This is a genomic window from Streptomyces durocortorensis, from assembly GCF_016901035.1.
GTDB lineage: Bacteria > Actinomycetota > Actinomycetes > Streptomycetales > Streptomycetaceae > Streptomyces > Streptomyces durocortorensis.
Map to the genome: position 1 here is coordinate 1 of NZ_JAFEUF010000350.1, position 5,430 is coordinate 5,430.

A 5,430-nucleotide genomic window follows, 5' to 3' on the forward strand; every position below is an offset into this window, starting at 1 on the left:
CGCGTCGATGCCCAGCGACAGCACGTCCCGCGCCCGGGCCAGCGCGGCCGCCCGGCCCACCCCCGCCGCCTCACCGACCAGCAGCACCCTGCGGACCCGGCTTCCCCGCCGTGCGGAGCGCAGCCCCGCCACTGCCGTGGCGATCAGGAGCCCCGGCGCGACGGCCACGACGGCCGTGGCCGGGTCCACCGGACTGCCCGCCGCCGTGTGCAGCACGGCCAGCAGGCCGATGAGCACGAGCCAGTCGCCCACCGCCCCGCCCACGCCGGGCACTCCGCCCGGCTCGGCCCGCAGCCGGGCGGTGTACCGTCCGCGGGCGCCGCGCAGCCCGGCCCACAGCAGCCCCGTCACCGCGGCGGCCGCCACCTGGCGCGGCTGGTCGCCCGCGCGCAGCAGCAGCCAGGCCGGACCGGCCAGACCCAGCAGATCGGTCAGCGCGGCGAGGGCCGGGCCGGGGTCGGGCTTGCGCCGGACCGGCGCCGGTCCGGCCGGGTCGCGCTGCGCCGTCGGGGCCCTCCACAGCTGTTCCAGGGCCGCCGTGCGGTTCCGGGAGGCGGCGGTGCGGGGGCGCGGCGCGCCCCGGAGCCCCACCGGTCCGGACAGGCCGGTATCAGGTACCGGTCCCGATAGGTCGGTATCGGGTATTTCGACATGCCCCATGAGCCCCCCAGCCACAGTTGCACCCCCACAAACGGGACGCATCCGCCGATCCCATGGACTGACGGATGCGCCCTCGCTCGGTGCACGATATCCACACACGTGCCATTTCGCTGGAGTTCCCGTGAAGTTCAGACGGTCCGGTCCGAGCACGTCCGATCGGCCGGAACCATCCGATGTCCCCTGCTGGGCAGGGAGGTTGAGGGAGCGGCAGGCCGGTAAGCGCTTGTATCCGGGGGTGCCGAGGGGCGGCTCGCGGGGGTTCCGGCTCCGTCGCGCACCGGCGGAAACGTGTGAACCCCCTGGCGGGCGGTGTGTCCGGCCAGGGGGTTCACGTGTTCCCCGCTTCCCCCGAGGGGTGGGCGGGCTGCTACGGCGTCAGAGTGCGCCCTCCGTGCGCCTCCTGGCGCGCCGGTGAACCAGCACCCCCGCGCCAACGAGGGCCGCTGCCGCGAGAGTTACCGACATCACAGTGGCCCCGGTGGCGGCCAGGCTGCCGCCGCCGGACGTGGCGGCGGTCCCGGTGCCGCCCCCGGCGACCGTGGAACCGGTGCTCCCGGCCGTACCGGTGGAGCCGGAGCCCTCGGTGGAGCCGCCGGCCGTCTGCGTACCGCTGTCGCCGCCTGCGGAACCGTCACCTGTCGAACCGTCACCTCCCGTGCTGCCGGAGCCGTCGGTGCCGTTCGAGGTGTCACCGTTGCCGCCGCTGTCGCCGCCCGCGTCCCCGCCGCCGGTGTCCGCGGTGACGGTGAGGGTCACGGCGGCGGTGCGGGTGGTGCCGACGTCGTTGCGGAACTCGGCGCGGTAGCGGTAGCCGTCCTGCGCGGTGAGCGCGGTGAACGTGAGGGCCGGCCCGGCCGCACCCTCGACGTCCTTCCAGGTCTGCGAACCGTCGGCGCTGACCTGCCAGCGGACCGTGGGCTCCGGGGTGCCCTCCGCCTCGGCGGTGAGGGAGACCTCCTCCCCGTCCTTCGCCGTGAGATCGGCGGGCGCGCGGGTCACCAGGGGCGAGACCTGCCGGACCAGCTTGGTGATCTTCCCCTCGGCGGGGCTGGTCACATAGACGGTGGCGCCGCCCGGCTCGACGGCGAGCGAGGCCGACCCGGCCTGGGAGTGGTTGCCGGGCAGCGACACGTCCTTCGCGGCGACGGCGAAGTCCTCGCTGTCGTAGACGGTCAGCGTGCCGTTGTTGTCGTTGGCCGGGTCGGAGAGGTCCCCGCCGTCCTGCCAGGCGACGTACGCACGGCCCGTGGCGGTGTCGAAGGCGGCGTCGCGGGCCAGGTCCTTGCCGACGAGCGTCTTGAGCAGCTTGCCCGCCGCGTCGAAGACCAGCACGGACCGGTTCGCCCCCACCCACACCGCGCCGGTGGCCGGGTCGGTCTCGGTGAACCCGGTCGCACCCTGGGCCCCGGAGAGGTCGAAGGAGCCGCTGACGGTGAACGACGTGAGATCGACGCGGTGCAGTTTCCCGGCCGCGAAGTCGCTGTACCAGAGCGCGCCCCGCTCGGGGTCGGCGGCGAACTGGGTACCGCCCGGCAGGGTGAGGCTCCGTACGGCCGTGCCGGTGGCCCGCTCGATCTCGGAGAGTTTCGCCCCCTGCGCGACGAGCACCGTGTCCGCGGTCGTGCCGGGTGCGATGTCCGTGATGGTGGATCCGGCGAGCCAGACGCCCTTGGCCGACGCGTCACCGGCCTTGGCGCTGCCGACGCCCCGCAGCGGGTAGTTGTAGACGACGCCGTCGCCGGGCAGCGGTCCCGCGATGCGTGCGGCGGCCGAGGCGCGCAGCTCTCCGGTGGAGCCGGGCGCCTGGCTGATCCAGCTCTCCGCCTTCCCGTCCTCGGGGTTCAGCACATGCAGCCCGCGCTCGTCGACGTCGGCCGTGTCGGGGAGGTTGTCCGCACCGGCGTACAGCTTCTTCGACTCGGGGTGCAGCAGCAGGTCCAGCGGCTTGCCGGCCGAGGTGAAGTCGGCGGCGGCCTTGTAGGAGACGGTCCCCGCCGGTACGTCGACGCCCTCGCCACCCGGTTCGCCGGGCTCCTGGCCGGCGAAGGCGACGGGAATGCGGACGTCCTGCGTACGGTTGCCGGCGGCGCGGTGGTCGGCGCGGGTGACGACGGAGCAGGTCACCTCGGCGCAGTCGAGGCCGTCGCTCTTCTGTGTGATCTCGATCTCCACGTCGAAGGTTCCGCCGGGCCCGAAGGCGGAGGCGAGGTCGCCCTCGTACGGGTCGCCCGGGGGCACGATCCACTGCGAGGTCTTCGAACCGCCGCTCATGTCCGCGCCGCCGAGGCAGGGGGAGGGCACCCGGTTGTCGCCGTTGTCCTTGCACAGGGCGACGTAGATGCCGGTGGTGAGGCCGTACCCCTCGCCGGTGACCCGGACCTTCTGCCCGTCCGGGTCGAGACCGGCGGTGGCCGAGACGGTGAGCTTCTGCCCCTGCGGGCCGGTGGCGGTCTTCGGGGTTCCGGCGTCGGCGCTGACGGCCGCGCCGACGGGGATCCCCGCGAGCAGCAGGGCGGCTGCGGCGGCCGTGCCCGCCCGGCGTATCGGTCTGCCGCGGCCGCCGGCCGGGTTGCCGGGAGCGGTGCCCGGAGTGGATGTCATGTGATTCCTCGTCAGGACGCGTGGGAGCCCGGCCCCGGCACGAGCGGCCGGGACCGGGCGGAGGACTGGGCAGCTCGCCCGGTGCTACACGAAGTCGATCGGGGCGTGGACGTCGTACTTGCGGTCGTTGGTGTCGGTGTGGTCGGCGCGGGTCACGACGGCGCACTCGACGGTGTCGCCGCAGACGTTGCCGCCGCCCAGGTCGGCCTTCACGTGTATCCGGACGCTGAAGGTGCCGCCCGCGCCGAAGGGCGAGGTGTTGGGCAGGCCGCCGCCCAGGCCGGAGACCCAGTGCGAGGCGCCGGTGGTGCCGGACTCGTCCTGCCCGCCGAGACACGGCGAGGGCTTGTTGGCGCCCTGGGCCCCGTCCACCACGCACAGGCTCACGTAGACGCCCTGGGCGGTGTTGTAACCGCTGCCGGTGACGGTGATGTTGGCGCCCGAGGCCGCCGCGGTGTCGGGGGCGGTGAGCGACAGGTTGTAGGTGGTACCGCCTTCGGTGGCCGTACGGGTGCCGGTCGCGGCGGCGGCGGGGGAGGCGAAGGTCACGGCCAGCGCGGCGGCGGCGAAAGCGGCGAGGCTCGTACGGGCGACGGTACAGGTGGAGGGAACAGCACTCACGGGTGAGCACCTTTCTCGGCATCGGTAACCAGAACCACGGACACCCAGTCGACTTAGGTAAGGCACACCTAAGTCGAAGCCTGTTGGGTTGTCAACAAAGTGGCCCAGCCGGTGCGGAGGGGGTCAGGCGTCGTCGGCCGGTGGCAGGGCCTGCTCGGTCCAGATGGTCTTGCCCGTCGGGGTGTACCGCGTGCCCCACCGCTGGACGAGCTGCGCCACGATGAACAGGCCGCGCCCGCCCTCGTCGTCCTCGGCGCTGTGCCGCAGGTGCGGGGAGGTGTGGCCGGTGTCAGCGACCTCGCACACCAGGGTGCGGTCCCGGATGAGGCGCAACCCCAGCGGCCCGCCCGCGTACCGGACCGCGTTGGTGACCAGCTCGCTGACGACCAGCTGCGTCGCGAACACCAGCTCCTCCAGGCCCCAGGCCTCCAGTTGGCCGGTGGCCAGCTCGCGGGCGCGGCCCACCGAGACCGCCTCGGCACTCAGTTCCCAGTGGGCGACCCGTTCCGCGTCGAGCTCGCGGGTGCGGACCAGGAGCAGGGCCGTGTCGTCGGCGCTCGTGCCGCCCGGCACCAGCTCGGACACCGCCCGGTCGCACAGCTCCTCCAGGGAGGCGGAGCGGTCGCCGAGCACCCGGCCCAGCGTGTCGAGGCCGTGGCCGATGTCGTGGTCCCGGGCCTCGACCAGGCCGTCGGTGAACAGCGCCAGCAGGCTGCCCACCGGCAGGTCGACCTCCATCGACTCGAACGGCAGGCCGCCCAGGCCCAGCGGCGGCCCGGCGGGCAGGTCCGGGAACGTCACCCGGCCCTCGGGGTCGACGACGGCCGGAGGCAGATGCCCGGCCCGGGCCATGACGCAACGCCGGGAGACCGGGTCGTAGACCGCGTACAGGCAGGTCGCCCCGGTGGTCACGTCGTACGTCTCGACGGCCCCGCCGTACGCGTCCGGCGGCTCCTCCGCGGGCTGCCCCACCAGGTCGTCCAGCCGGGTCAGCAGTTCGTCCGGGGCCATGTCGAGCTGGGCGAAGGCCCGTACGGAGGTACGGAGCCGCCCCATGGTGGCGGCCGCCTGGAGGCCGTGCCCGACCACGTCCCCCACGACGAGGCCGACCCGCGTTCCGGACAGCGGGATCACGTCGAACCAGTCGCCGCCGACGCCGGTCACGTCGTCGGCTGGCAGATAGCGATAGGCGGTACTGACCGCGGACTGCGGCGGCAGGTGGTGCGGCAGCAACTGCCGCTGGAGCGCGAGGGAGGCGGTGCGCTCGCGGGTGTAGCGGCGCGCGTTGTCGATGCAGACCGCGGCCCGGGCCGCCAGCTCGTCGGCCAGGGCGACCTCGCCGTTGTCGAACGTGGTCGCCCGTTCGGGGGCGTCCGGGCCGGCGTCCCGGTCGAAGGTGACGAGCCCGAGGATGCCGCCGCCGGCCCGCAGGGGCACGACCAGGGTGCCCTCGTCGAGCACGAGCCCGCCGGAGGACAGGCTGCGGTTCTGCGGGGAGCCGGGCGGATAGGCGACGGGCGGATACGGGTGCCGCTCGTCGCCGGGGCC

At 74.2% G+C, this 5,430-nt stretch carries 3 protein-coding genes and 1 pseudogene; all 4 read right to left on the reverse strand.

All coding sequences use genetic code 11. The features are described 5' to 3' along the window. Positions 1-591: pseudogene (locus JS521_RS33405) on the reverse strand (sugar transferase); the annotation flags it as partial. A gap of 444 nt (positions 592-1,035) precedes the next feature. Next, positions 1,036-3,261 carry a DUF8696 domain-containing protein gene (locus JS521_RS33410; RefSeq protein ID WP_205086644.1) on the reverse strand — a complete coding sequence of 742 codons (2,226 nt, stop codon included), beginning with the start codon at positions 3,259-3,261 and terminating at the stop codon, positions 1,036-1,038. Between the two features lie 84 nt (positions 3,262-3,345). Further along, positions 3,346-3,882, reverse strand: coding sequence for a hypothetical protein (locus tag JS521_RS33415; RefSeq protein ID WP_205086645.1), 537 nt, complete (start codon positions 3,880-3,882; stop codon positions 3,346-3,348). Positions 3,883-4,005: 123 nt separating this feature from the next. Then, positions 4,006-5,430, reverse strand: a 1,425-nt coding sequence (locus tag JS521_RS33420) for an ATP-binding SpoIIE family protein phosphatase (protein ID WP_205086646.1), incomplete at its 5' end; no start/stop codon positions are given.

What these genes read in the sequence shown, in the direction of transcription:
- JS521_RS33410 (WP_205086644.1), bottom strand. Translation starts at nt 3,261, where the DNA reads ATGACATCCACTCCGGGCACCGCTCCCGGCAACCCGGCCGGCGGCCGC.